Annotated in this window: 25 protein-coding genes and 2 pseudogenes; 16 read left to right on the top strand and 11 right to left on the bottom strand. The window is 69.4% G+C overall.

Annotated features, from left to right (window positions below; translation table 11 throughout):
- Window positions 1-26: 26 nt before the first annotated feature.
- The 4 genes from ABZX61_RS19730 to ABZX61_RS19715 form a co-directional block, all read right to left on the bottom strand.
- A complete protein-coding gene (locus ABZX61_RS19730) occupies window positions 27-512 on the bottom strand; it encodes a carboxymuconolactone decarboxylase family protein (RefSeq protein ID WP_350730464.1) in 486 nt (161 codons plus the stop codon).
- 265 nt (window positions 513-777) lie between these two features.
- A complete protein-coding gene (locus ABZX61_RS19725) occupies window positions 778-909 on the bottom strand; it encodes a hypothetical protein (RefSeq protein ID WP_355196340.1) in 132 nt (43 codons plus the stop codon).
- Between the two features lie 37 nt (window positions 910-946).
- Window positions 947-2,515 (bottom strand): MFS transporter, encoded by a 1,569-nt coding sequence (locus tag ABZX61_RS19720; RefSeq protein ID WP_355196338.1) that lies wholly within the window; start codon window positions 2,513-2,515, stop codon window positions 947-949.
- 36 nt (window positions 2,516-2,551) lie between these two features.
- Window positions 2,552-3,187 carry a class I SAM-dependent methyltransferase gene (locus ABZX61_RS19715; RefSeq protein WP_350730458.1) on the bottom strand — a complete coding sequence of 212 codons (636 nt, stop codon included), beginning with the start codon at window positions 3,185-3,187 and terminating at the stop codon, window positions 2,552-2,554.
- 107 nt (window positions 3,188-3,294) lie between these two features.
- Here ABZX61_RS19715 and ABZX61_RS19710 point away from each other — a divergent pair, with 107 nt between their 5' ends.
- Window positions 3,295-3,891, top strand: a complete 597-nt coding sequence (locus ABZX61_RS19710) for an XRE family transcriptional regulator (RefSeq protein WP_355196336.1) — start codon at window positions 3,295-3,297, stop codon at window positions 3,889-3,891.
- Between the two features lie 267 nt (window positions 3,892-4,158).
- On the opposite strand, the gene ABZX61_RS19705 is transcribed toward ABZX61_RS19710, so the two are convergent.
- The 3 genes and pseudogenes from ABZX61_RS19705 to ABZX61_RS19695 all read right to left on the bottom strand — a co-directional run.
- Complete coding sequence (locus ABZX61_RS19705) at window positions 4,159-4,593, bottom strand: ester cyclase (protein ID WP_355196334.1); 435 nt, start codon at window positions 4,591-4,593, stop codon at window positions 4,159-4,161.
- Between the two features lie 43 nt (window positions 4,594-4,636).
- On the bottom strand, window positions 4,637-5,209 hold the full coding sequence (locus ABZX61_RS19700) for a LysR family transcriptional regulator substrate-binding protein (protein ID WP_355197062.1): 573 nt from the start codon (window positions 5,207-5,209) through the stop codon (window positions 4,637-4,639).
- A gap of 125 nt (window positions 5,210-5,334) precedes the next feature.
- Window positions 5,335-5,430, bottom strand: a pseudogene (locus ABZX61_RS19695) (LysR family transcriptional regulator); the annotation flags it as partial.
- A gap of 114 nt (window positions 5,431-5,544) precedes the next feature.
- On the opposite strand from ABZX61_RS19695, the gene ABZX61_RS19690 reads away from it, so the two are divergent.
- The 6 genes from ABZX61_RS19690 (at window position 5,545) to ABZX61_RS19665 (ending at window position 10,910) form a co-directional block, all read left to right on the top strand.
- Entirely contained in the window at window positions 5,545-5,931 is a 387-nt protein-coding gene (locus ABZX61_RS19690) for a hypothetical protein (protein ID WP_355196332.1), read from the top strand.
- Window positions 5,924-7,525: a multicopper oxidase domain-containing protein gene (locus ABZX61_RS19685; RefSeq protein WP_355196330.1), complete on the top strand. Its 1,602-nt coding sequence runs from the start codon at window positions 5,924-5,926 to the stop codon at window positions 7,523-7,525. Before ABZX61_RS19690 ends, ABZX61_RS19685 begins: the two co-directional genes overlap by 8 nt.
- 43 nt (window positions 7,526-7,568) lie before the next feature.
- Window positions 7,569-8,024 carry a MarR family transcriptional regulator gene (locus ABZX61_RS19680; RefSeq protein ID WP_355196328.1) on the top strand — a complete coding sequence of 152 codons (456 nt, stop codon included), beginning with the start codon at window positions 7,569-7,571 and terminating at the stop codon, window positions 8,022-8,024.
- Window positions 8,021-8,860, top strand: coding sequence for an ATP-binding cassette domain-containing protein (locus ABZX61_RS19675; RefSeq protein ID WP_355196326.1), 840 nt, complete (start codon window positions 8,021-8,023; stop codon window positions 8,858-8,860). Before ABZX61_RS19680 ends, ABZX61_RS19675 begins: the two co-directional genes overlap by 4 nt.
- On the top strand, window positions 8,850-9,680 hold the full coding sequence (locus ABZX61_RS19670) for an ABC transporter permease (RefSeq protein WP_355196324.1): 831 nt from the start codon (window positions 8,850-8,852) through the stop codon (window positions 9,678-9,680). Before ABZX61_RS19675 ends, ABZX61_RS19670 begins: the two co-directional genes overlap by 11 nt.
- 141 nt (window positions 9,681-9,821) lie before the next feature.
- Entirely contained in the window at window positions 9,822-10,910 is a 1,089-nt protein-coding gene (locus tag ABZX61_RS19665) for a vWA domain-containing protein (protein WP_355196322.1), read from the top strand.
- 289 nt (window positions 10,911-11,199) lie between these two features.
- Here ABZX61_RS19665 and ABZX61_RS19660 read toward each other — a convergent pair whose 3' ends face one another.
- Window positions 11,200-12,672: an MFS transporter gene (locus ABZX61_RS19660; RefSeq protein ID WP_355196320.1), complete on the bottom strand. Its 1,473-nt coding sequence runs from the start codon at window positions 12,670-12,672 to the stop codon at window positions 11,200-11,202.
- Between the two features lie 192 nt (window positions 12,673-12,864).
- Between ABZX61_RS19660 and ABZX61_RS19655 the strand changes: the two genes are divergently transcribed.
- Window positions 12,865-13,479, top strand: a complete 615-nt coding sequence (locus ABZX61_RS19655; RefSeq protein WP_355196318.1) for a TetR/AcrR family transcriptional regulator — start codon at window positions 12,865-12,867, stop codon at window positions 13,477-13,479.
- A 1,421-nt stretch (window positions 13,480-14,900) separates the two neighbouring features.
- Here the strand turns inward: ABZX61_RS19655 and ABZX61_RS19650 are convergent.
- A complete protein-coding gene (locus ABZX61_RS19650) occupies window positions 14,901-15,293 on the bottom strand; it encodes a hypothetical protein (RefSeq protein WP_355196316.1) in 393 nt (130 codons plus the stop codon).
- 240 nt (window positions 15,294-15,533) lie between these two features.
- Between ABZX61_RS19650 and ABZX61_RS19645 the strand changes: the two genes are divergently transcribed.
- Both ABZX61_RS19645 and ABZX61_RS19640 read left to right on the top strand, forming a co-directional pair.
- A complete protein-coding gene (locus ABZX61_RS19645) occupies window positions 15,534-15,911 on the top strand; it encodes a nuclear transport factor 2 family protein (RefSeq protein ID WP_355196314.1) in 378 nt (125 codons plus the stop codon).
- A gap of 2 nt (window positions 15,912-15,913) precedes the next feature.
- Window positions 15,914-17,329 (top strand): MFS transporter, encoded by a 1,416-nt coding sequence (locus ABZX61_RS19640; protein ID WP_355196312.1) that lies wholly within the window; start codon window positions 15,914-15,916, stop codon window positions 17,327-17,329.
- A 57-nt stretch (window positions 17,330-17,386) separates the two neighbouring features.
- Here ABZX61_RS19640 and ABZX61_RS19635 read toward each other — a convergent pair whose 3' ends face one another.
- On the bottom strand, window positions 17,387-18,061 hold the full coding sequence (locus tag ABZX61_RS19635) for a TetR/AcrR family transcriptional regulator C-terminal domain-containing protein (protein WP_355196310.1): 675 nt from the start codon (window positions 18,059-18,061) through the stop codon (window positions 17,387-17,389).
- Window positions 18,062-18,149: 88 nt separating this feature from the next.
- Here ABZX61_RS19635 and ABZX61_RS19630 point away from each other — a divergent pair, with 88 nt between their 5' ends.
- The 4 genes and pseudogenes from ABZX61_RS19630 to ABZX61_RS19615 all read left to right on the top strand — a co-directional run.
- Window positions 18,150-19,280 (top strand): NAD(P)/FAD-dependent oxidoreductase, encoded by a 1,131-nt coding sequence (locus tag ABZX61_RS19630; RefSeq protein ID WP_355196308.1) that lies wholly within the window; start codon window positions 18,150-18,152, stop codon window positions 19,278-19,280.
- Between the two features lie 282 nt (window positions 19,281-19,562).
- Window positions 19,563-20,480, top strand: coding sequence for an NADP-dependent oxidoreductase (locus tag ABZX61_RS19625; protein ID WP_355196306.1), 918 nt, complete (start codon window positions 19,563-19,565; stop codon window positions 20,478-20,480).
- Window positions 20,481-20,548: 68 nt separating this feature from the next.
- Window positions 20,549-21,358, top strand: coding sequence for an alpha/beta fold hydrolase (locus tag ABZX61_RS19620; RefSeq protein WP_355196304.1), 810 nt, complete (start codon window positions 20,549-20,551; stop codon window positions 21,356-21,358).
- Window positions 21,258-21,926, top strand: a pseudogene (locus ABZX61_RS19615) (MerR family transcriptional regulator); the annotation flags it as partial. The gene ABZX61_RS19620 and the pseudogene ABZX61_RS19615, both read left to right, overlap by 101 nt.
- Here the strand turns inward: ABZX61_RS19615 and ABZX61_RS19610 are convergent.
- Window positions 21,921-22,517 (bottom strand): TetR/AcrR family transcriptional regulator, encoded by a 597-nt coding sequence (locus tag ABZX61_RS19610; protein ID WP_355196302.1) that lies wholly within the window; start codon window positions 22,515-22,517, stop codon window positions 21,921-21,923. The pseudogene ABZX61_RS19615 and the gene ABZX61_RS19610 overlap by 6 nt on opposite strands.
- Before the next feature lie 151 nt (window positions 22,518-22,668).
- Here ABZX61_RS19610 and ABZX61_RS19605 point away from each other — a divergent pair, with 151 nt between their 5' ends.
- Together ABZX61_RS19605 and ABZX61_RS19600 are read left to right on the top strand one after the other, a co-directional pair.
- Window positions 22,669-23,331, top strand: a complete 663-nt coding sequence (locus tag ABZX61_RS19605) for a CatB-related O-acetyltransferase (RefSeq protein WP_355196300.1) — start codon at window positions 22,669-22,671, stop codon at window positions 23,329-23,331.
- Window positions 23,324-23,719 carry a DUF3224 domain-containing protein gene (locus ABZX61_RS19600; protein ID WP_355196298.1) on the top strand — a complete coding sequence of 132 codons (396 nt, stop codon included), beginning with the start codon at window positions 23,324-23,326 and terminating at the stop codon, window positions 23,717-23,719. Before ABZX61_RS19605 ends, ABZX61_RS19600 begins: the two co-directional genes overlap by 8 nt.
- Window positions 23,720-23,747 lie beyond the last annotated feature (28 nt).

Raw genomic sequence — 23,747 nt, 5'->3', positions numbered from 1 at the left:
ATCCTGGACCGGGGTTCGCCCGTCGATCAGCTCGACATGCTCGCGAACATGCCGGGCTCGTAGGAGCCTCCCTGGGTGCGCACGATCACGCCGAGCCGGTTGGCCGCGTTGATCATGGCGACCAGGTAGACCAGCGCGGTGATCTGGTCGTCGTCGTAGTGCTTGCGCACCTGCGCCCAGGTCTCGTCGGACACCCCCTGGTAGGCGTCGGCGAGCCGGGTGCCCTCCTCGGCGAGCGCCAGCGCGGCCCGCTCGGCCTCGGTGAACACGGTGGACTCGCGCCAGGCGGCGACCAGGCTGAGCCGCACCGCGCTTTCCCCGGCGGCCGCGGCATCCTTGGAGTGGTAGTCGACGCAGAAGCCGCAGCCGTTGATCTGGCTGGCCCGCAGCATCACCAGGTCCTGGGTGGGCTTGGGCAGCGTCGACTGCTCGATCGCCAGGCTGACGTTGTAGAACCGCTTGCCGAGCTTGGCGCCGAACTCGTTGGCGTTCAGGTTCATACGGGGTTCCATGACTTCGTCCTCACTTGTGGAGCTGCACGCCGCGCGGATCGTTCGCGCGGCGTCCTGACGGCATGGAGATGCCGGCCACCCGGTTCCTGTGACAACTCGACGATGTGACGTACACCACCGAGCCTGGGTGTCACAAAGCGCCCGACCTGTTGATCGGCGGGCGTACGAGGGTGCACTACCTGGCCACCGGCGCGAGTACCGGCGGCCAGTACAGGCTCTACCGGTGGGAGATGGGCGCCGAGCCGTCCGGGGGAGGACCTCACTTTCACCGGACCTTCTCCGAGTCCTTCTTCGTCCTGAACGGGACGGGCCGCCACGACCAGTACATGGTCTTGTCGCCCCGGACGACCTGTGGGCCTTCGGACGGACCGAGACGGGCAAGGACGGCAGCGAGCACACCGGGAGGACATCCTGAGAACCGTCGCCTCGGTGAGTCAGCGCAGGTCGGCGACTACATCGTTGGATTCACGGCTGCCGCTGTCGGAACCCCAGGGCCGTGGCCGCGGACCTCGCGCGAGAACGTACACGAACAGGACCGCCATGACCACTGCGCCCGCCCACATGGCCTGCTGCCACCCGGCGACAAAGGACTCTTGGGCGGCCCGGATCAGCGCCTGCGTCTCGACACCGCCCGCGAGGGCGTTGGCGACCCCCTCGCGGACGGTGTCGGCGGCGGCGTCCGGCACTCCGGCGAGCCGGGAGTCGATGGCGCCGCGGTACCCGGCGGTCAGAACCGCTCCCAGCAGCGCGACACCGAGCGCCGTCCCGAACTCCCTGGTGACGTCGTTGAGCGCGGACGCGACACCTTGGCGCTCACGCGGCAAGGCGGTGGTGATGGCCTCGGTGGAGGGCGTCATCGTCAAACCCATGCCGAGTCCCATGGCGAGCATGCCGGGGAGGATCGACAGGTAGCCACCGTCCACGGAGACGAAGGTGGCCATGAGGACCAGCCCCGCGCCGCCCAGGAAGATCCCTGAGGCCATCGTCGAACGGCTGCCGATGCGCGCGGCCACCTGCGGGGCGAGGCCGGAGGCGAACATCATCAGCAGCGCCATTGGCATGAGCGCCAGCGTGGAGCGAAGGCCGGACCAGCCGAGCACCGCCTGGAAGTACGGGAAGAGGACCACGAAGATCCCCGCCTGCACGCCGAAGACCGTCAAGAGCGACACGGAACCGCTCGCGAGACCACGTTCCCGGAACAGGCGGACGTCGAGAAGCGGTGCTTGCCGGCGCAGCTCCCATGCCACGAATCCCACAGCGGCGACGAGGCCGACGATAAGGCCCAGCAGCGTCGCGGGCGCGGTCCAGCCTCGTTCGGGGCCCTCGTGGAGGAAGAAGACGAGCCCGACCACCGCGACCGCGGACGACACCGAGCCTATGGCGTCGAACCCGTGCCCTGACGCCTCGCGCGAGTTCGGGACGGATCGCAGCGCCATGACGATGGCGACGACGACGAGCACGACCGGCAGGACGAACAGCCACCGCCAGCTCGCCAGGTCGACCAGGACTGCCGACAGGTACATCCCCAAGATGCCTCCACCGCCGGCGACGCCGGTCCACACACCGATCGCCTTGGAACGTTCCTCATCCGGAAAGGTCGAGGTGATGACGGCGAGGGTGGCCGGCATGATCATCGCTGCGCCCACGCCGCTCAGGAATCGCGCGGCGAGCATGATCCCGGACGACGTGGCCAGGCCGGCCGCCGCACTCGCTGCTCCGAACACGACCAGGCCGGCGAGCAGCACCGGCCTGCGGCCCCACCGGTCGCCCATCGCGCCGAGTGGCAGGAGCAACGCGGCCAGGCTGAGGGTGTAGATGTTGATGAACCACAAGACCTCGGTCTGCGAGGCGTCGAACGCGACGGTGAGCTCCGACTGGGCGACGTTCAGCCCGGACACCGAAGCGATGACCGCCATGAGCGCGATGCAGACCCCGGCCAGGATCGTACGTCGTTGTCGTGGGTCGTGGATGGTCGGGTCGGGTGCTCCCGGGTTCGTACTCATGCAATTCCTTTCAGAAGGCCAGGGGAGTCGGCGCGGTCACCGGCGGCGGGTGGCGCGGACGACGACGTCGTGCAGGGGGACCGCGCGGCCCCCGTGGCCGGTGAGCGTGCGGCGGGGCTCTTCGGCGGTGACGATCTCCCACTCCGTGCCGTCGAGGCGCGCGGTGACGGTCGCGGAGGTGGCCGACGCTTCGGCCGGATGCTGGTGCCCGTGGCCGGTGGATTCCGGGGTGTGCAGGTGCCCCACGATGAGCAGCGTGCCGCCGGGAGCCACCCACCCGGCGATGCGATCGTAGAACTCCAGCTGGGGCATCGCCGGATGGGCGTAGTGGGTCATGACCAGGTCGAACCGATCGCCCGGGTTCCAGAGGCGCAGATCCGCCTCAACCCACTGCAACCGCTCGGAGGCCCCGCTCGTCGCCGCGCGCTCGGCAGCGCGAGCAAGGGCCTCGGACGAGATGTCGGCCGCGGTGACGTGCCAGCCGTGAGAGGCGAGCCAGATCGCCTCGGCGCCGCCGCCGCACCCGGCGTCCAGTGCCGTGCCCGGTGTCAGGCCGCTGGTCTCACGGGCGAGGTACGGGTTCGGCGGGTTGCCGCCCATGGACCCGGAGCCCCCGGCTCGCCCCTCTTGCCAGTGCCGCTCCCAGAAGTCCTTGTCGAATTCGTAGGTCATAGGTCGTTTTCCCTTGTTCGCGATGATCTCTCCGCTGTGGCGTTGTTCATGGTGCTAACAGAGCAGGCAGATTCGCAAACGCTGTTGCCGAATGGCAAAATGGCGGGGTGAACGAAGCCATAGACCGCACTCTTGACGCTGTGGGACCGAGGTTGAAACGTCTTCGGCTGCATCGAGACGTCACGCTCGCCGACCTCGCGGCGGAGACCGGCATCTCCACCAGCACGTTGTCCCGGCTCGAGGCGGGCCTGCGACGTCCCACGCTCGAGCAGCTGCTTCCGCTTGCTCGCGCCTACGGGGTCACGCTCGACGAACTCGTCGACGCGCCGCCGACCGGCGATCCCCGCGTCAATCTGCGTCCCATCCCGTGCGGCGACGGCTCGATCGTCCTGCCGCTGACCCGAAGGCCCGGAGGAATCCAGGCCTACAAGTTCGTCCTCCCGACCGGAAGCGACGACGCCGAGCCCGACCTTCGCACCCACGAGGGCTACGACTGGGCCTATGTCCTCAACGGAACGCTCCGCCTTGTGCTCGGCGAGCATGACCTCATCCTCAGGCCAGGGGAGGCGGCGGAGTTCGACACGCGCACCCCGCACTGGTTCGGGGCCACCAGCGCCGGACCCGTCGAGTTCCTGAGCCTCATCGGGAAACAAGGCGAACGCGCGCACGTCCGTGCGGCACCGAGACAGGGCCCGGTCGAGTAAGAAAACTCAGGTACGGGTGCCACCGAGGCCCAGCCTGACCTGGGGGAGCGGGGCGGCTCGGTGGGCGGGCGAACCCGGGGCGACCGTCTGTGCCGCATGCACGCCGGGTTGGCTCAGAAGGGCTCGGGGTGCGCGATGTCCATGTCCTTCATCCGCGCCGCCTTGTCCTTGGTCCGCCACCGGAGGAACAGCGCGGCGGTGACCGGCACCCAGCACCGGGCCGGTCGGCGCCGGGGGAGGGCCTCCGGGCACGATGATCGCGAGGTGCTACGCCTTGATCAGGCCGAGCTGCTGCAGCTGTGAATAGATGTCCACGACTCCCCAGATGTCGGTGATCTGGCCGTCGGCGAAGCGGGCGATGAAGATCTCGTTGTACGTGACGGATCTGCCGGTGGGGGGCATGCCCCGGTATTCACCGGAGTTGGTCCCGGTGACCCGCTGCCGAGCGACGATCTTGTCTCCGTCCGCGAGCAGGTCCTCGACGCTCACGTGGATGTCGGGGAACGCGCGCAGGAGGACGTCCCATATGCGCTTCTGCGCCTGCACCGCGGTCACGCCGGCCAGTTCCGCCGTGTGGAACCGCCCGTCCGGGTGAATGAACTCGTCGATCGCCTTCGAGATGATCTCCAGATCGCCGCTGTTGATGGCCTCGTGGAAGCGGTGGTACGTCTCCTTGTTGCGTGCTTCCTGAGCTGTTGACATGTCGCCTCTTCTGGTCGAGATAGTGAAATCCGCGTCTCTGTAGTTACCGACCAGACAGCCCCTCGGAATGTGAGGCCGGCGCATCGCCGGTGGTCCAGTTCCAGTTGGTGATCATGGTGCGCATCAGGCGGGCGGCGGTCGACAGGTGGCTGTCGGCACCCCAGTACAGCGTGAGCGCGCGACGGCAGTCGGGGCTGTCCACGGTGATCGCGACGAGGGGAGCCCGGATGGAGGTATGCCGGGCGAACGAAGGGACGAGGCCGATGCCGAGCCCCGCGCCGATCAGGTCGGCGATGGAGCTGGGCTCGTCGACCTCACAGACGATCTTCGGTGTGAGGCCTCTGGCGGCGAAGAGCCGATCGAGGAGCCGGCGCTGCCAGTGTCCCTTGCGGGCGGAGACGAAGGACTGGTCGGCGAGTTCGTCGATGCTCACCGAGGTACGGCCCGCCAGCGGATGATCGAGTGACGTGGCCACCCACACCGCCTCGTCGAGCAGCTGAACCGCCTCCAGGCCCGCGGCGTGGATCGGCTGCGAGGCGACGCACAGGTCGACCTCTTGGGCCCGCAGGTGGCGGGCCATGTCCTCGGCCGCCGCCCAGTGGAGTGCGACCTCGATGGAGGGATGGGCTCGCTTGAAGGCCGCCAGCGGCCCGGTGAGGGTGAGGAACGTCTCCGACGCCAGCGGCTGCGATCGAACAGCGGTGTGCCCAGCTCGCTCTCCAAACGGGCGATGGTACGGCTCAGCGAAGGCTGGGCGACCCGCAGCTCGTCGGCCGCGCGGCTGAGGTGCTCCAGCCGCGCCACCACCAGGAACTGCCTGAGCGTGTTCAGCTCCATCATGACTCCCCGGGCATAACAGCATAGCAATATTGATCTTAGACAAGATAGCTGTCGAGCCATAGTGTCGAGCCCGCTCGCGAACAGCGAGAACAAAGTGAGGAGGGATGACGCATGCTCACCATGGCCGCGCGGACACTGCGGGCCGTCGTCAGCGCGCATGTGGTGGCGATCGTCGGCCAGCCGGTGTTCGCCGGGGTGTATCTGACCGGCGACTTCGACAGCCTGCGCTGGCACGCGATCGGCGCCGACGTGGTCACCTCCATCGGCTACCTGCAGGTGATCGTGGCGATCGTCGTGTGGATCCGGCTGCGCCAGGTGTGGCCGTTCCTGGCCACGACGGCGGTGGTGGCGGCCGAGACGGTGCAGTACTTCGCCGGGTTGGACGGCGCGCTGTGGTTGCACATCCCGTTGGGTGTGATGACCGTCGTCGCGCTCGTCGTACTGTTCATCGCCGTCTGGAGCCGGCCCCTGCCGCGGCGGGAGGCTCGCAATGCGTGAGGATGACGCCCGGGGCCTGACCCGGCGGCGGGTTCTGGGCATCGGCGGGGCGCTCGGGCTGATGGCGGCCACCGGGCTGTCGGCCTCGGCCGCGCTGGCCCGCCGGCCGTCGATCACCGGCGCCGAGTTGCGCAGTGCCGTACCGCTGCCGCCGCCTTTCCGGGTGCCGCTGCCGATCCCCGCCGTGCTGAAGCCGGTCAGCACCTCCGGCGGCGCCGACCGTTACGAGATCACCCAGCGTGAAGCGAGCGCGGAGATCCTGCCCGGGGTCACGACGCCGATGTGGACGTACGGCGGGACCTTCCCGGGGCCGACGATCGAGTCGCGCCGCGGCCGGCCGGTCACCGTGACGCACCGCAACGAGCTGCCCGTCCCGACGGTCGTGCACCTGCACGGCGGGCGGACCCCGGCGGCTTCCGACGGGTATCCGACCGACCTCGTCCTGCCCGAGGGCCGGCAGGAGCACGCCATGCACATGGGGCACGGGTCCGAGCACGGCATGCGCGACCCGAGGGCCGTGGTGACCGAGCTGACCAGGGACTACACCTTCCCGCTGGATCAGCGGCCCACGCTGCTGTGGTACCACGACCACCGGATGGACTTCACCGCCCCCGCGATCTGGCGGGGCCTGGCCGGGCTGCACATCGTCCGCGACGACGCCGAGGACGCCCTCGGCCTGCCCGCCGGACCGCGCGAGCTGCCCCTCATGATCGCCGACCGGGCGTTCGCCGCCGACGGCAGCCTCGCCTATCCCGCCCTCGACCCCACCCTGCGCGTACGGCCCGGCGTCCGCGAGCCGTACCTCGCCGGGGTCCTCGGCGACGTGATCCTGGTCAACGGCGCACCCTGGCCCGTGCACGAGGTCGACGCGGCCCGCTACCGGCTGCGCATCCTCAACGCCTCCAACGCCCGCCACTACGAACTCGAAGCGGTCACCGACGACGGGCGCCGCCTCGACCTCGTCCAGATCGGGGCCGACCAGGGGCTGCTCGCCGTCCCGGTCACCCACCGGCTGCTGCCGATCGCGCCCGCCGAACGCTACGACGTGGTCGTCGACTTCTCCGGTGTCCCGGTCGGGAGCCTCGTCAGGGTGATCAACCGGCTTGGCGCAGGCCGTACCGGCGATGTGATGGCCTTCCGCGTCGCCCGCGGAGCCACCGACGACAGCCGCATCCCCGGCAGGCTGTCCACCGATCTGCCGGATTGGCGGCGTTCGGACGCCGTCAGGGTGCGCGACTTCTCCTTCCGTGCCGGGCAGATGCACGCGGGCCATGGCTGGCTCATCGGCGGCCTGCCGTTCGACCCCGCCCGCGCCGATGTCACGGCCCGGCTCGGCGACGTCGAGGTCTGGCGGCTCGTCGCCGACGTCCACCATCCCGTCCACCTGCACCTGGTCGGCTTCCAGGTGCTCTCGCGCAGCGGCAGGGCGCCGCTGGCCCACGACGCGGGGCTCAAGGACACCGTCTCGCTACGCCCCGGCGAAGCCGTGGAGATCATCACCCGGTTCGACGGCTACCGCGGCCGTTACCTCTTCCACTGCCACAACGCCGAACACGAGGACATGGGCATGATGGCCAACCTCGAGATCGTTTAAGACCACTTCACATTAGCTCGTGAACAGAGCTAATGTTTTGAGTATGGGCAGTACAGATCTTCCCGACGCTCTCGCGGGCGTCCTGACCGGTATCCAGCGGCTCCTCCGGCGCAAGCTGCGCCGAGGGCTGACCGGGCCGCGGTTGCGCGGTGCCCAGGTCGAGCTGCTGCGGCTGGTCTCCACCAACCCCGGCATCGGCGTCTCGGCGGCGGCCAAGGAGCTGTATCTGGCCGGAAACTCGGTGTCCACGCTGGTCAATCAGCTCACGACCGCCGGGTTGCTGCGCCGGGAGACCGGCACCGACGACCGCCGTTCCGCCCGGTTGCTGCCCACCCCCGAGGCCGAGGCGCGGCTGCGCGCCTGGGAGGAGCGGCGCGCGGCGCTCGTCCGCGAGCAGGTGGAGCGGCTCAGTGAGGAGGACCGGGCCGCGCTGACCGCCGCGCTCCCGGCGCTGCGCAGGCTCGCCGAGGGCCTGCACGAGGAGGTGGGGACGGCATGAGGGACGGTACGCCGACCACGGGTGACGCGGTCACCTGCACCGGCCTGCGCTATTCGTTCGGCCGGACCAGGGCCGTCGACGGCGTCGATCTGACGGTCGCCGCCGGAGAGGTGTTCGGTCTGCTCGGCCCCAACGGGGCGGGCAAGACCACCGCCATCCGATGCGTGACCACGCTGCTGCCCGTTCCGTCCGGGATGGTGCGGGTTTTCGGGCACGACGCGGCCACCGAGAAGATGGCGGTGCGCCGCCTGCTCGGGTACGTGCCCCAGCAGCTGTCGGCGGACGCGAGCCTCACGGGCCGCGAGAACGTCTCCCTGTTCGCCCGCGTCTTCGACGTCCCCCGGCGCGAGCGCGCGGGCCGTGTCGGCCAGGCGCTGGAGGCGGTCGGGCTCGCCGACGCCGCCGACCGGATGGCCGGCACCTACTCCGGTGGCATGGTACGCCGCCTCGAACTCGCCCAGGCCCTGGTCAGCGCGCCCCGCCTGCTCATGCTGGACGAGCCGACGATCGGGCTCGACCCCATCGCCCGCACCAGCGTCTGGGAGCACATCATGGCGGTACGCGCCGCCACCGGGATGACCGTCGTGGTCACCACGCACTACATGGACGAGGCCGAACAGTACTGCGACCGGGTCGCGCTCATGCACAAGGGACGCGTACGGGCCCTCGGCACTCCGGAACGGCTCATCGCCGACCTGCGCGAGCGGCGCGGTGACGACGCGGTGCCGACGCTGGAGGACGTGTTCCGCGACGTCGCCGGAAGCGGCCTCGACGAAGGAGGAGGGGAGTTCCGCGATGTCCGCCGTACCCGCAACACCGCCTCCCGTGTCGGCTGACAGCACCGGCGCGGGCGGCCTCGACCTGCTGCTCGTTCCGCCGCGCGCCCGTACGGGGTGGCGCGTGCTACCCGCCCGGGTCGCCGCGATGTGCGTGGTGGAGCTGCAGAAGCTGCGCCACGATCGTACCGAGCTGTACACCCGCGCGATCCAGCCCGCCCTGTGGCTGCTGATCTTCGGTGAGACGTTCACCCGCATCAAGCTGATCCCCAGCGACGGCATCCCGTACCTCGACTATCTGGCCCCCGGGATCATCGCCCAGTCCACGATGTTCATCGCCATCTTCTACGGCATCCAGATCATCTGGGAGCGCGACTCGGGGGTCCTGACCAAGCTCCTGGTCACGCCGACTCCGCGAGCGGCGCTGGTCACCGGCAAGGCGTTCGCCGCCGGTGTGAAGGCGATGATCCAGGCGGTGGTCGTCATGCTCATCGCCGCGTTCCTGGGCGTGAGCATGACCTGGAACCCCGTGCGCCTGGCCGGCGTGATCGTGGCCGTGCTGCTCGGCTCGGCGTTCTTCTCCTGCCTGTCGGTGACGATCGCCGGAATCGTCCTGACTCGCGACCGGCTGATGGGCATCGGGCAGGCGATCACGATGCCGCTGTTCTTCGCGTCCAACGCGCTCTACCCGACCACGGCCATGCCGGACTGGCTGCAGTACGTCAGCGCGGTCAACCCGCTCAGCTACCAGGTCGACGCGCTGCGCGGACTGCTGCTCGGCGTGCCCGCGCACCTGCCGCTGGACTTCGCGGTGCTGTTCGCGGCCACGGCGATCGGCATCACGGCGGCGTCCGTACTGCTGGGGCGGCTGGCGCGGTGACACGGCACGCACGCTGCCGAGACGACTGCCGTACACCCCCGGCGGCCATGACAGCGGCCGGAAGGTCACACGTCGGGCACGGCACGGTCACCGTGTGGCCCGGGCTCGAACGCCCGTGCCGATCCTTCCGTCGGAAAGGTCATGACACGTCACCGTGTACGTCTCGCCGTCCTGCCATTGTCCGTCATCCTCCTGACCGCCTGTGGCGCAGCGGATACGACCGCCGCCGATGCCCCCGAACCGAGGTCCGGAGCCCAGGGGCAATCGGGGTTACGCGCGGGCAGCGTCGACGACAACGCCGCCTTCACCGCCTACCTCGACTACCGGAAGAAGTTCGCCGACGGCGACCAGGAGGTGCGCGACGCCGATGTCCGCGGGCGCCGGATCGTGACCGTGACGGACAGGGGCGGCCGGCCGCTGTCCGGCGCCACCGTACAGGCTGGAGATCAGCAGGCGCGCACCTACGCCGACGGACGCGCGCTGATCTTCGGTGACGGCCGGATCACCGTCTCGTACGGCGGAGCCACCGCCGCGGCCACCGGCCAGGCGCCCAAGGTCAAGCTGCCCGTCACCGGACCGGAAGGCCGGGCCAAGCTGCAGGTGCTGTTCCTCATCGACACCACCGGCTCGATGGGCGACGAGATCGGCCGCCTGACCGCCAGCGTCGACTCGGTCGCCGCACGCATCGCCAAGCTGACGGCGGGGCCCGAACTGGAGCTCGGCATGACGCTTTATCGCGACAAGGGCGACGAATACGTCACCAGGACCACCGACTTCACCGCCGACGTGGGAACGTTCCGCGAGCAGCTCACCGCAGTTCGGGCCGAAGGCGGCGGTGACACCCCCGAGGACCTGAACGCGGCGCTCGCCGAGGCGCTGGCCAAGCCGGCCTGGCGCGAGGACGCCGTCAAGCTGGTCTTCCTCATCGCCGACGCCCCGCCGCACCTCGACTACGACGGGCCGGACTACCTGACCGAGGCCCGCCGGGCCGCCGAACGTGGCATCAAGATCGAGCCGATCGCCTCGTCGGGCCTCGACGCCCAGGGCGAGTACATCTACCGCCAACTCGCCCAGCTCACCATGGGGCGTTTCACCTTTCTCACGTACGGGGCCGACGGTGTCTCGTCGGGCGACAAGACCGAGCATCACGTCTCGGAGTACGCCGTGCTGGCCCTGGACGATCTGGTGGTCAAGCTGGTCGCCGACGAGCTGAAGCCCCTGTCGCGATGAGGCGACGCGCGTTCTCCACCATCAGGGTGCCGTAACCGGCGATGAAGAGGGCGGCCCGAAGGCCGGGTCACGACACCACATCCGGGCGCGCGTCGAGCACGTCCGCCTGCCGGCGGGCTTCGAGGTCCATCACCTTGTTGCGGCCGATCCCGGTGTTCAGCCAGGTCACGGGGCGGTCCGGATGCCGGAGGCCCCATTCGCCCGCGATGCGCAGCGGGTGGCCGAACGGGAGGCCGTCCTCTGTGCTCCTTTGATGATGATGATGATGCGGGCGTTGCGGCGGAGGATGTCAGGCGTCCTGGGGGACGGCGTCGTCGAGGGGAGCGGCCGCCTGGTTGCCGGCGGCGTACCGGGTGCGGGCGATTCCCCAGCCGACGAGGGCCGCCGCGACGGTGGTGAGGGTGAGGCCCGCGATGGTGACGGCCTGGTCGAACTCGCCGGTCTGCTGCGGGCTCCAGTGGGAGGTGGCGATGTCGCCGGTGAACAGGGCGGCGAGGATGGTGCCGGTGATGGCGATGCCGGTGCCGGAGGTGACCTCGGTGGCGGTGTCGACGAGCGCGGTGCCGATCGTGGTCCGGTTGTCGGGGAGGCCGCGGACCACGTTGAGCCCGGCGACGACGCCGACCACGCGCATCCCGGCCGCCACGAGGACAAGCGCGATCGCGACCCACAGGTAGCCGACCCGGCCGAGCAGGCCGTAGACGGCGAGGCCGGACACGACCGCCGCGGCGCTGATCCAGGCGGCCCGGTCCAGGCCGACGCGCTGCACGAACGGGTTGACGAACGCGCTGCCCGCAATGAGGACGACGACCTGCGGCAGCATCCCGATGGCTGCCTGTGCGGGCGTCCAGCCCCAGTCGAGCTGCAACTGCAGCGTCACCAGGTAACCGAGTCCGGCGGTCGCCAGCCCGGTGGCGGCCTTGTAGGCCAGGCCGCTGGAAACCAGGGGAAGGGCGAGGAGCTTCAGGTCGAGCAGCGGATGGCGGGCCAGGCGCTCGCGCAGGACGAAGCAGATCGCCGTCGCGGCGGCCGCGGCGGTGGTCGCCCAGGGCACCCATGAGCCGGCGCCCTCGTCCACGAACAGCGTCGGCGCGAGGAGTGCGAGCACGATCGTCCCCGTGCCCAGCAGCATCCCGGGGACGTCGAGCGGGTCGCGGTGGAGGTCTGCCGGGTCGTCGGCGGCGATGCCGGAGCGCACGCCGAGGAACGCGAGCACGGCGATCGGCACGTTCACCAGCAGCAGAGCCTGCCAGGGCACGATCGCCAGCACCAGGCCGCCCGTCGTCGGGCCGATCGCGAGCCCGACCAGGCCGACGGTCGAGATGAGGGTCACTGCGCGCACGCGCAGGCCGTCCTCGTCGAACAGCCGGAACGCCAGCGCCATCGATCCCGGGGTCGTCATCGCCGCGGCGACCCCCATCGTCGCCCGGACGGCGATCAGCTGCTCGGCGGTGGTGACCACGGCGGTCGCCAGGCTCGCCACGCCGAGCAGGACCAGCCCGATCAGCATGATCCGCCGCCGGCCGAACCGATCGGCGATCGCGCCGAACGCCAGCATCAACCCGCCGAACACGACCGCATAGGCGCCCGTCACCCACTGCAACGCGATCGTCGAGGCGTGCAGCTCGCGTCCGATCACGGGCAGCGCGACGTTCAGGATCGAGTTGTCCAGCATCTCGAAGAGGAACACCGCCGACAGCCCCGCCAACGCGACCCACGCCTCCCGCAGCGACCGGGGAGTACGAGCAGCCATCTCATTCATGGAGGACCCCCTTCACGTCGTGATCCCGACGGGGACCCTGGTCAGGGCAATCCGGCCGCTCGCGCGGGCCGTGGTCGCGGTGGAGCGCGGCCCGCTGGGGGGTTGCTCCGGCGACAATGACAGTGGTCTGTTCGAAGGACACGCCACTAGGTTATGCGACTAAGTTAAGTGGCACAAGAAAGTGAGGTCGGGATGCCCAGGACCGGAGCGCGAGGCGGACCGCAGACACGCGCGAAGATCTCGGAGGTCGCGACCAGGCTGTTCCTCGAACGCGGATTCGACACGGTCACGGTCACCGAGGTCGCACGGGAGGCCGGGGTCTCGGCCGTGACGGTCTTCAAGCACTTCCCGCGCAAGGAGGACCTCCTGCTGGACCGCGAGGTCGACGCCGTCGGGCTCCTGCGCTCAGCGGTACACGACCGCGCCCCGGACGCCGGAGTGCTCCAGTCCCTGCGCGAGACGGCGTTCCGCCTCCTCGAGGAGCGGCACGCCCTGTCCGGCCTCAAGGACGGGTCCGCCCCCTTCTTCCGGACCGTCGCGGCCTCGCCCACGCTGGTCGCCCGCGCCAGGGAAATCGCCTCCGACCTCCAACGGACTCTCGCCGGCGAGCTCGAACGCGACCCGCTCTTCGACGGCGACGCCCCTTTGCTCGCCGCCTTCTTCATCGCCGGCTACACCGTCGTGCTGGTGGAGACCGCCCGGCGCCTGATCGCCGGCGACCCGGCCGACACCGTCGCAGACGATCACCGCGCCCGCCTGGAGCGCCTGTTCGACGCCCTCAGCAACGGAGTCGTGCCCCGGCCGTGAGGATCACCGCCGCACTGCCCGCATCCGCCAGGAACTCGTGGGGAGGTTCGGCGAGGAGATCGCCTACGAGATCCGGCTGACCGGTGTGCGGTCATGGGATCTTCTTGCGGCACGTAGGCGATGTATCTGAAGCCCTTCTGCTTCATGCAGTCCGCCTTGACGGATTCGAACTGGCGTCTCTTATCCTGTGCCGTCGCGGCCGACGTCGAGGGAGGTGAAGCGCCCTTCTCAGCCGGCTCGGCGTCGCCCCCGCGGCCGCTGAGCACGCTCGTCGCAGCCAGGGCCAAGGCGGTCTTTCTGATGGTGTTCATGGTCGGTCTCCCCGTATTTCAACGTCACGCGCGCACGCGGCCGCCGAGGCGCGTGATCTGCTTCTTCCGTGGCTCGCGTAGGAGCCGGCTACCGTCCGATCCGGTAGGTCGTGCGGGTCCTGCCGCAAGCGGCCCTTGCGGCTAGCGCCGACCACTGCCGCAACAGTCGCCTGCCTGGACGTGCTGTTTGCCCGTCCTCCCGTGCCCCGGTCCGGTCGAAGGCAGTGGACGCGACTATGACGGTCAGCGCCAGTGTGGATCTTTCTGGCATGCCCGGCGACAATACTCTGTTCAATGAAGCATGATCAATCGCGGCAGCCTCGACGACCCCCGCTCGGGTTGTGCGACCAGCCCTGAGCCCAGGTCCGCCCTCGATGCGGGCCGAGCGTCTCAGAAGCCCCGTGGGCGTCCTCGACCGCCGTGGCACGCATCGGCGTCACCGTTCGTGCGGCGCGGTGCCTCCGACAGCCAGTAGGCGGCGGGTAAGCGGGAAGTCCCTCCGGATGCCGTGATCATCGACGGTTTCTGGGACCTGGTTGAGCGCTCCGCCGCGGAGGCCGGCACCCGGCGGCATGTACGCTGCCTTCTACATCACCATGGCTGATCAGTCTGGGCCGAGAGGACTTCGAAAAGGCCGTCGACCGTCCCGATCGCATTCTCGAGCTGTCGCATAATTACCGACACGAGCGGACGAGCAGGTCAAGGGACGGCCCAGGCGTGCGTACGAACGGGCGACAGAGGAATGGGAATTCGACGACAAAGCCGAGTTCACGCGTCGGCTCCCGTGGCTCGCCCACCACTACGGTGTCAATGACGACCCGGACAAAAAATTCTCCGCATGGTGGCCGCGATTTAGGAATCGAGGCGGAGAAAGAACCCGCATTTGGCCGTTCTCCCGCGGAGCGGATGGCACGATGCAGGCCCGGATCGAGCCCTTCCTGAGCGACCTCTTCATGACCGAAGCGCCTGCTACCGGCTTGTTGCGCCAGGTCGGGATCCGGTCTCCGACCTGGCGCGCCACAGGGAGCCGGATGTGACTGCAACACCGTTCTCCCAGCACCGGGGCCGGAATTGCTCCTGCACGCGAGTGCGGGAGCGTGGACCCTCGGGTCACCAGCCCGCCGCGGTGCAGAATTCGTCCCCTACGCCCGGAGCCGTTGGCCAAGGGTCGTAGCAGGCTTTCCATGGCCCTCCCTGGCGACCGACTGTGGCGGTGTCGTAATTGCCGTTCCGGGGGATGTTCACCACGGCGGTCTTGGTGCCGGCGGCGCTTCTGAGGAACAGCTGGTCGCCTTCGAAGGCGCCCACCGCTTGCCCGTGATAGCCGTTCCTTGTTCCACCGGTGCCGTCGCAGTACCAGAGCCGCAACGACCCTCCGTGTGTGTCGGCGACCACGCGGCAGGGAGCCAGGGCGGCGGCTCCGGCCGTCGCCGGGGTCGCGAACAGCGCGGCTCCTCCGATGAGCACAGAGGTGGCCGCGAGGACGAGTTTGCCGATCCGCATCCGCACTCTCCTGTTTCGCGGGTTTCGGTTGGGACGGTGGGGGATGAGCCAGGCGTTCGTGACCGCGATATGCCGGGTGGCGATGCTCGCCTCACATTCTTTCGCCGGCTTCGGCTGAAAGAGAGTCTGGCCGATGACGATCAATGGGTGACAGGTCATGGACCGGACATTCACCGGACATTTTCTCGCACCCGGCATTATCCGGTTCCCATTTTCGCGGCCACGCCTATGCTCGGCTTCATGACGGACACGGAGAAAGAGGCGGTCTTAAGCCTGCAGCGGCAGTTCGACGAGGCCGAGCTGGCCGCGGACGCCGACCGCTTGCGCGAGTTGCTGGCCGACGACTTCCGGTCGATCGGTCCCAAGGGGTACGTGCTCGACAAGGAGCAGTGGATCGGCCGTCACGCCCAGTTCGAGTACCACGCCCTGGACACCAGCCGGATCGACATCCGGATGTATGGCGACGCCGCGATCGTCCGCAACGTGCAGAGCAACAAGGCGACCTCGCACGGCCGGCCGGTGGCGCTGCGGGTGCGGGTGTCCCAGGTGTGGGTGAAGCAGGAGGGCTCGTGGCGGTTGGCGGGCATCCAGTTCAGCCCGATGGCCGACGACGCGTAGCGATGACCGGATCCCGGCGGTGGGTCGCCCTCTCCGTCGTCTCCGTGGCTCAGCTGATGGTGGCCCTGGACGCGACGATCATGAATATCGCGTTGCCCTCGGCGCAGCAGGCCCTGCATCCGTCCGACGCCGACCGGCAGTGGGTGGTGACCGCGTACACGCTGGCCTTCGCGGGCCTGTTGCTGCTGGGCGGGCGGATCGCCGACTACCTCGGACGCAAGCGGGCCTTCCTGGCCGGGCTGGCCGGGTTCATGGCCGCCTCGGCCATCGGGGGTGCGGCGGTGAACTTTCCCATGCTGGTCGCGGGCCGGGCGTTGCAGGGCGCCTTCGCCGCGGTCCTGACCCCTACCGCGCTGTCACTGCTGGCCGTGACGTTCACCGAGCCGAAGGAGCGGGCCAAAGCGTTCGCGGTCTACGGCGCGATCGCCAGCGGCGGGGGAGCGGTCGGGCTGCTGGCGGGCGGTCTGCTGACGGAGTTCGCGTCGTGGCGCTGGTGCCTGTACGTGAACATGATCATCGGGCTGGCGGCCGGTCTGGCCGGGCTCTGGGTGCTGGCCGATGGCGAGTCCCAGGGCAGGCAGCGCTTCGACGTGCCCGGCGTGCTGCTGGTGACGAGCGGGCTCGTCGCCGTGGTGTACGCGTGCACGCAGGTGGTGGCGGCCGGATGGGGAGCGGCTCAGGTGATCGTCCCGCTCGGGGCGGCCGTGCTGTTGCTGGCGTCGTTCGTCCTGTGGGAGTCGCGGGCCGCTCAGCCGCTGCTGCCCCTGCGCCTGTTGTGGGAGCGCAACCGGGGTGGCGCCTGCGTGGCCTCGGGGCTGGCGATCGTCGGGCTGTTCGGCATGTCGCTGCTGCTCACGTACCATTTTCAGGCGGTATTGGGCTACTCGCCGTTCCAGGCGGGGCTGGCCTTTCTGCCCATGACGTTGGCCGTGGCGGCCAGCGCGTTCGGCATCGCCAGTCCGTTGCTGCCGCGGGTGCCCGCACGGCTGCTCATCGTACCCGGGCTGCTCGTCACGGCCACCGGCCTGCTGCTGCTCACCGGGCTCACTCCCGAGAGCGACTACCTCACCGTGATCGTGCCGGCCGAGGTGCTGCTGGGCGGGGGGATCGGCTGTGTCATCACCCCTGGGTTCAGCGCCGTGACCCAAGGCGTCGACCGCCGGGAGGCCGGCGTGGCCTCGGCCATGGTCAACACCGCCCAGCAGGTGGGCGGCTCGCTCGGCGCCGCGCTGCTCAACACGGTCGCCACCGCGGCCACCGCCGCCTCTCTGCGCGCGGGCCTTCCGCAGGCGCGGGCGCTGGTCCACGGGTACACGACCGCGACGGCGTGGGGGGCGGGAGTCCTGCTCCTGGCCGCCGCGCTGGCGGCCCTGCTGATCAACATGCCCGTCCCGGAGGCTCACGCCAGGCAGCGGTAGAGCGTCGCGGCGCGCTGGGTGACACGCTGGAACAGCCCCTTTGCAGGTGGTGGTCGTCTAGCGAAGGGTCGCGATGCCGGCCAGGAAGATGTCGACGCCGGAGAGGAACTGTTCGCGGTCGTCGTGCTCGCGCAGCTGCGTCGCCGCTCTCACCACGAACGGGTACTTGCCGGGGTCCAGCTGCGACCATTGTGCGGCGACGGTGTCCAGGAGGGCCGAGCGGTCCGCCTCGCTGCTGGCAAGGACCCGGGCGTTCGCGGCATTCTGCCCGGCGACACCGAGCACGTAGTTCACGAGCGCGCCCGCGGCATCGAAAAGTGCATGCTCGGGAACGCCGAGCGCATCGAGCAGCCTGCCGATGCACTCGTAGATCTCCAGCAGCGCGGGACGCCACGGCTCCCGGGACAGTTGAGCGCCGACCCAGGGGTGCGCGTCGATCGCGTCGAACAGGCCTGATGCGACAGCACGCAGAGCTTCCCGCGGCTCCGTATCGATGACCACGCCGGTCATCACGCCGGCCATGACGTCGGCGGTGGCCGCCGCGAGCAGATCGCTCTTGTTCGCGACATGGTGGTAGATCGCCCCGTAGCCGGTGCTCAGGCGAGTGGTGAGCGCACGGAAGGTCAGCGCGGTCTCGCCGTCGGCGTCGAGGATCTCGGTCGCGGCCTTGACGATCAGCTCCTTGGACAGCCCGTCCGTGCGCCGCGGGGTCCGCTGAGCCTTGTTCGCCATGGTCGCATTATCGCATGTTTGGATCGTCGATCCAAAGTCGTGCTAGCTTGATTGGATCGTCGATCCAAACCCCTCTGGAGGGAACACCATGACGACCCCGGTCACGATCATCGGTGCCGGCCTCGGCGGTCTGGTGCTGGCCCGCGTCCTGCACGTACACGGCATCCCCGTCACCGTCTATGAAGCGGAGCCCTCACCGGCCGCGCGCCGTCAGGGCGGGATGCTCGACATCCACCCCTGGAACGGCCAACCGGCGCTCGAGGCGGCCGGCCTGATCGAGGGGTTTCGCGAGCTCGTCCTGGAGGGCCGCGAGTCCTACCGGGTCCTCGACCGAAAGGGGACCGTGCTGCTCGACCGGCCCGACGACGGCACGGGCGAGCGTCCCGAGGTGCAGCGCGGCGAGCTGCGGCAACTGCTGCTCGATTCACTTCCGCACGGCATCGTCCGGTGGGGGTGCAAGGTGACCGGCGTGCAGACCCTGGACGAGGGCCGCTACAAGGTGGGCCTGGCCGACGGCACCACCGCCGTCACGAGTCTGCTCGTCGGCGCGGACGGCGCGTGGTCGCGGGTTCGTCCGCTGCTCTCGGGCGCCACCCCCGAGTACGTCGGCGTCTCGGTCATCGAGACGTTCCTGTTCGACGGTGACACCCGCCATCCCGCCACCGCGAAGGCGGTCGGCGCCGGATCGCTGTTCGCGCTCACGCCGGGTAAGGGAATCCTGGCCCATCGGGAGAGCGGCGGAACCCTGCACAGCTACGCGCAGCTGGTGAAACCACAGGACTGGCTAGCCGGCATCGATCTCACCGATGCCGCAACCGTGACCGCGCGTGTCGTCGAGGAGTTCGACGGCTGGGCTCCCGAGCTCACCGCCCTGATCACCGACAGCGACACCCCGCCGGTCCTACGCCGCCTCTTCACCCTGCCGACCGGACACCGCTGGAATCGAACATCGGGTGTGACCCTGCTCGGCGACGCGGCCCACCTCATGCCCCCGAACGGCGAAGGCGCCAACCTGGCCATGCAGGACGGCGCCGCACTCGGCCAGGCCATCGCCGCCCGCCCCGACGACGTCGAGGCCGCACTCGCCGAGTACGAACAAGCCATGTTCACGCGCGCCGCCGCCGAAGCCGCAGACGACGACATCTACACGGTCATGTTCGGCGACGACGCACCCCACAGCATGGTCGCCATGCTGACCGGAGCCGAGCAGGGTTCATGAACTGCGGCGCCCTGCTGTGTGGCCAAACCTCTCCGCCCGGAACAGGCGCCGGACGGTGCGGCGGCCGAGCCGGCTCGTCGTCCCTCGGCGGGGATGGCGGTCATGGCGCTCACCCAGCATGCGCAGCGCCCCTCCGGCGGGAGGCGTCGCGATGCATCCCCGAATCGGTAGTTGAACGCATCATCGGAGCGTCGGTCCTAGGAAGACCGCTCCGTTCCTCGACCATCAAGGGCGATGGCAGTGTGAAGGCCCGTCCGAACGAGGAAGAGCGGTGATCAGGCGATGAAGGCGGTGCGGTTCCACGAGTACGGCGGGATCGATGTCCTGCGGGTGGAGGAGGTGGAGCGTCCGGTGCCCGGCCCCGGGCAGGTGCTGGTCGAGGTCCGCGCGGCCGGGATCCAGCCCGGCGAGGTGATGATCCGGCAGGGTGCACGGCACGAGCGCTGGCCGGCGACGTTCCCCTCCGGGCAGGGCAGCGATCTGGCCGGACTCGTGGTGGAGGTCGGTCCGGAGGTCCGTGGTGTCGCGGTGGGCGACGAGGTTCTCGGCTTCACTCACCAGAGGGCGAGCCACGCGGAGTTCGTCGTGGTGGACGATGTGCAGCTGACCCCGCGTCCGAAGGGGCTGTCCTGGGAGGTGGCCGGGTCGTTGTACGTGGCCGGCACGACGGCGTACGCCACCGTGTTCGCGGTCGACCCCGGACCGGGCGACACGGTCGTCGTGTCCGGCGCGGCGGGCGGCGTCGGGTCCCTTGCCGTCCAGCTCGCGCGGCGGCGCGGCGCCACGGTGATCGGGCTGGCGAGCGAGCCGAACCACGCTTGGTTGAAGGATCGCGGTGTCGTTCCGGTCGCGTACGGGGAGGGTGTGGCCGAGCGGATCCGGGGAGCCTGCGGCGGGAAGGTCGACGCGTTCATCGACACGTTCGGCGACGGCTACGTGGAGCTGGCAGTGGAGCTGGGCGTGCGGCCCGAGCGGATCAACACGATCTGCGACTGGCAGGCCGCGGCCAAGGTCGGTGCGCGTACCGACGGAGAAGGCGCCGCGGCGTGCGCGGTCGTGGTCGGCGAGCTGGCCCGGCTCGCCGCGCGTGGGGAGCTCGAAGTGCCGATCGCCCGCACCTACCCACTGGAGCAGGTACGGGACGCGTACCGCGAGCTGGAACAGCGGCACACTCACGGCAAGATCGTGCTCCGTCCCTAGCGGGGGAAGGCGAGCCGTTCGACCCCCAGGGTTAACCTTGACCTTGGGTCAGCGTGCACGCTGAACGGGTGACCGACCTGAACTCCACCTGGACCGGCATGGTTCCGGTCGACGACACCGCGCTGGCCGTGACCGACATCGGTGGGCCCGGCCGGCCCGTGGTCTACCTCAATGGACAGTTCGCCACGCAGTCGTACTGGCGGCGCGTCATCGCCGAACTCGGCGGCGAATACCGGCACATCACCTACGACATGCGGGCCCGCGGCCGATCGAGGCGTTCGGCGGCGGCCGCCTCGTTCGAGGCGCACGTCCGTGACGTCGACGCCGTCCTCAAGGCGAGGGGCGTTGACCGGCCGCTGCTGGTCGGCTGGTCCTACGGCGCGCCGGTCGCGCTGCACTGGGCCGGCCGGAACCCGGACCGCGTCCTGGGAGTGGTGTCCGTGGACGGCGCGTACCCGCACGGCTGGACCGACACCGTCACCCCGGAACGGATCCGGGGGCTGTTCCGCCGGTGGGGCTGGCTGTTTCCGATGCTCCGCCCCCTGCACTTGTGCGCGAAGATGTCCGTCGAGGCACATGCCCAGAGCAACATCGAGCTCGTCGAGGTCTGCGCCGCCCTCGGCCCGGTCCTGGACGGTGTGACCTGTCCGGTCCGGTACGTGGTCGCCACGGGTGCCAACCTCGGCGGCAGCCGGGAGGAGATGGAACAGATGCGCGCACTACCACAAGCACGGCCTGATCGACGAACCCTGCCGCGACAGCTCCGGCTACCGCCGCTACGGATCGGCCGACCTGCTGCGGCTGGTCCAGATCCGGACGCTGGCCGCCGCCGGAGTGCCGCTGGCCGAGATCGGGGCCATACTCGACGCCGACCCTGACCGGCTCGCCGCCGCGCTCGTCGACGTCGAACGGCGCCTCACCGACCGGATCGACGATCTGATCGCGCGGCGCGACACGCTGCGCCGGCTCGCCACCGGCGATCGGGCTCTGCTGCCCGACCGCGTTCTCACGAAGCTGGACAGGGTGGCCGCCGAGCTGGGCTTCACCCCGGACGACGTGACGATGGCCCGGGAGGGCTTGGTGCTGATCAGGGCCCTGGTGCCGGAAGGCTTCGACGACTATGTCACCAAGGTCGAGCGTGCCCTCGACGACCCTCGGTACGTCTCCTTGGTCAAACGCCTGTGGTGTGCCGCCGAGTGGGAGCCGGACGACCCCCGGATCGACGAACTCGCCACAGCCATGGCCGACCACTTCCTCGCCCATCCCTCGCTGCTGCCGATCCCGGCCGGACTCCGGGCCCGCGCCGACGGCGCGATTCGGTACAGCCTGCTCAGCCACCACGGACAAGAGCAGAAGCCGGCCTGGGCTCGGCTGGATGAGTTGTTCGAGGCAAGAATGCGCTCGGCCGGCATCGACCTCCCGCAGCGGGCTCCCCGGCGCCTATGAAACCGCCGAGCGTGGCGAGGGCCCCATCCCGGCGAAGAGAGCGTCGAGGATCCGGTCGACATACTCATAGGTCAGGTGTTCCTGAGTGATCAGGAGCTGGAAGTACAGCGGGCCGGACAGGATCGCCATCGCCAGGTCGAGGTCGAAGCCGGGTGACAGCTGGCCCTGGTCGCGGGCCGCTTTCAGCCGGGCGACGGTCTTGTCCGCCTGCGGGGTGATGAAGCGCTCGTTGAGTGCGGCGGCGACCTCGGGATTGTGCTGGGCCTCACTGATCAGGGCCTTGTACAAGGGGCCGAAGGGTGGCGTGGCCAGCAGGTCGACGGCCGCGCGGATCTGCGCGCGCAGGTCGGCGACGATGTCGCCGGTGTCGGGATAGTCCAGGCCGGGCTCGTTCAGCGACAACAGCGAGTCGAGCAGCAGGGCGCCCTTGGACGACCATCGGCGGTAGATGGTCTGCTTGCTCGCGCCCGCACGGGCGGCGACCGCTTCAATGCTCAGTTTGGCGTAGCCGATCTCCTGGCCGAGCTCCAGCGTGGTCCGCATGATGGCCTCGGTCCGGTCGGCGCCGCGGCGATGGGGCGTGTCGGTCATGCCGACACCTTATCGGTACGGTACGTGCCGTACTTGACATCGGAAGCCCCCATTGGACATCATCCTATCGGTACGGTGCGTTCCGTACCGATAAGAGCTCTCAGGTCCCAAGGACTCCACCCTCACCTCCTCGGAAAGAAGACGTTTTTTGATGCCCATTCCTGCCGACCCGACCGTGGTGCATCCCATGCCCGAGCAGCCGCGGGTGGTGCTGCTGAGGCCTCTGGTCACCTCGCCGCTGATCGAGATCGGAGAGTTCTCCTACTACGACGACCCGGATGATCCGACCGCCTTCGAGGCCCGCAACGTGCTGTACCACTACGGGCCGGAAAAGCTGGTCATCGGGAAGTTCTGCGCGCTGGGGGAGGGCGTGCGGTTCATCATGAACGGCGCCAACCACCGCATGGACGGGCCCTCGACGTTCCCTTTCCCGATCATGGGCGGCTCCTGGGCCGAGCACTTCGACCTCATCACCGGTCTGCCCGTACGGGGTGACACCGTAGTAGGAAATGACGTCTGGTTCGGCTACCGGTCCATGGTGATGCCGGGTGTCCGCATCGGCCACGGAGCGATCATCGCCTCCGGTTCCGTCGTCGTCGACGACGTCCCTGACTACGGCATCGTCGGCGGAAACCCTGCCAAACTCATCCGCCGCCGCTACAGCGACGCCGACATCGACCGTCTCCTCGCTCTGGCCTGGTGGGACTGGCCGCTCCAGCACATCAGCGAGCACATCCGCACGATCATGTCCGGCAGCATCGACGACCTGCAGAACGCGGCGCCCGCTCCGGCAGCGACGAGCCGTCATGACTGACCCGCAGGTAGAGCGCACCGTCAAGGCGGAGTTCGAGATCGTTGAGTTCGACGAGATGGTGTATGACGAGCACGCCGAGGGGCCCAAGCTGACCCGGGTAACGATCCGCAAGCGCTACCAGGGCGTGATCGAAGGAGCGGGTGTCGCCGAGGTGCTTACGGTCCAAGGCGGCGCCGGCGGTGGCTACGTCGCCTCGGAGCGAATCGAAGGCACGCTCGACGGCCGCCAGGGCACCTTTGTCATCCAGCACTGGGGGCTGGCCGATGGAGCCGAACAGAGCAGCGAAGGGCGCATCGTCCCGAACTCCGGGACGGGAGAGCTCGCCGGGATCGCCGGTCGGGCGATGGAGCGCGAGTTCCAGGTGCTCACGCTGGTCTACACGTTGTGAGATCACCTCCGTTTCACAGTTCCAGCAC

Origin of the sequence: Nonomuraea sp. NPDC003709, assembly GCF_040610775.1 — a bacterium.
Lineage (GTDB): Bacteria > Actinomycetota > Actinomycetes > Streptosporangiales > Streptosporangiaceae > Nonomuraea > Nonomuraea angiospora_A.
Note: the sequence above shows the minus strand (reverse complement) of the source record. Positions and strands in the feature narration are given on the sequence as shown.

Bases quoted from the DNA above. Each gene is read 5' to 3' on its own strand.
- ABZX61_RS19730 (WP_350730464.1), bottom strand. From the start codon at position 512: ATGGAACCCCGTATGAACCTGAACGCCAACGAGTTCGGCGCCAAGCTC.
- ABZX61_RS19720 (WP_355196338.1), bottom strand. From the start codon at position 2,515: ATGAGTACGAACCCGGGAGCACCCGACCCGACCATCCACGACCCACGA.
- ABZX61_RS19715 (WP_350730458.1), bottom strand. From the start codon at position 3,187: ATGACCTACGAATTCGACAAGGACTTCTGGGAGCGGCACTGGCAAGAG.
- ABZX61_RS19705 (WP_355196334.1), bottom strand. From the start codon at position 4,593: ATGTCAACAGCTCAGGAAGCACGCAACAAGGAGACGTACCACCGCTTC.
- ABZX61_RS19690 (WP_355196332.1), top strand. From the start codon at position 5,545: ATGCTCACCATGGCCGCGCGGACACTGCGGGCCGTCGTCAGCGCGCAT.
- ABZX61_RS19685 (WP_355196330.1), top strand. From the start codon at position 5,924: ATGCGTGAGGATGACGCCCGGGGCCTGACCCGGCGGCGGGTTCTGGGC.
- ABZX61_RS19680 (WP_355196328.1), top strand. From the start codon at position 7,569: ATGGGCAGTACAGATCTTCCCGACGCTCTCGCGGGCGTCCTGACCGGT.
- ABZX61_RS19675 (WP_355196326.1), top strand. From the start codon at position 8,021: ATGAGGGACGGTACGCCGACCACGGGTGACGCGGTCACCTGCACCGGC.
- ABZX61_RS19665 (WP_355196322.1), top strand. From the start codon at position 9,822: ATGACACGTCACCGTGTACGTCTCGCCGTCCTGCCATTGTCCGTCATC.
- ABZX61_RS19660 (WP_355196320.1), bottom strand. From the start codon at position 12,672: ATGAATGAGATGGCTGCTCGTACTCCCCGGTCGCTGCGGGAGGCGTGG.
- ABZX61_RS19655 (WP_355196318.1), top strand. From the start codon at position 12,865: ATGCCCAGGACCGGAGCGCGAGGCGGACCGCAGACACGCGCGAAGATC.
- ABZX61_RS19650 (WP_355196316.1), bottom strand. From the start codon at position 15,293: ATGCGGATCGGCAAACTCGTCCTCGCGGCCACCTCTGTGCTCATCGGA.
- ABZX61_RS19645 (WP_355196314.1), top strand. From the start codon at position 15,534: ATGACGGACACGGAGAAAGAGGCGGTCTTAAGCCTGCAGCGGCAGTTC.
- ABZX61_RS19640 (WP_355196312.1), top strand. From the start codon at position 15,914: ATGACCGGATCCCGGCGGTGGGTCGCCCTCTCCGTCGTCTCCGTGGCT.
- ABZX61_RS19635 (WP_355196310.1), bottom strand. From the start codon at position 18,061: ATGGCGAACAAGGCTCAGCGGACCCCGCGGCGCACGGACGGGCTGTCC.
- ABZX61_RS19630 (WP_355196308.1), top strand. From the start codon at position 18,150: ATGACGACCCCGGTCACGATCATCGGTGCCGGCCTCGGCGGTCTGGTG.
- ABZX61_RS19625 (WP_355196306.1), top strand. From the start codon at position 19,563: ATGAAGGCGGTGCGGTTCCACGAGTACGGCGGGATCGATGTCCTGCGG.
- ABZX61_RS19610 (WP_355196302.1), bottom strand. From the start codon at position 22,517: ATGACCGACACGCCCCATCGCCGCGGCGCCGACCGGACCGAGGCCATC.
- ABZX61_RS19605 (WP_355196300.1), top strand. From the start codon at position 22,669: ATGCCCATTCCTGCCGACCCGACCGTGGTGCATCCCATGCCCGAGCAG.
- ABZX61_RS19600 (WP_355196298.1), top strand. From the start codon at position 23,324: ATGACTGACCCGCAGGTAGAGCGCACCGTCAAGGCGGAGTTCGAGATC.